This window comes from Bacillus sp. AFS015802, from assembly GCF_002561455.1.
In the GTDB taxonomy this organism is placed as follows: Bacteria; Bacillota; Bacilli; order Bacillales; family Bacillaceae_B; genus Rossellomorea.
Map to the genome: position 1 here is coordinate 1 of NZ_NTUP01000037.1, position 284 is coordinate 284.

A 284-nucleotide genomic window follows, 5' to 3' on the forward strand; every position below is an offset into this window, starting at 1 on the left:
GCACCGGCTAACTCCGTGCCAGCAGCCGCGGTAATACGGAGGGTGCAAGCGTTAATCGGAATTACTGGGCGTAAAGCGTGCGCAGGCGGTTGTGCAAGTCTGATGTGAAAGCCCCGGGCTCAACCTGGGAACGGCATTGGAGACTGCACGACTAGAGTGCGTCAGAGGGGGGTAGAATTCCACGTGTAGCAGTGAAATGCGTAGAGATGTGGAGGAATACCGATGGCGAAGGCAGCCCCCTGGGATGACACTGACGCTCATGCACGAAAGCGTGGGGAGCAAAC

1 rRNA gene is annotated in these 284 nt (G+C 58.1%); it reads left to right on the plus strand.

The features are described 5' to 3' along the window. Positions 1 to 284: ribosomal RNA gene (locus CN378_RS23170) — 16S ribosomal RNA — on the plus strand; the annotation flags it as partial.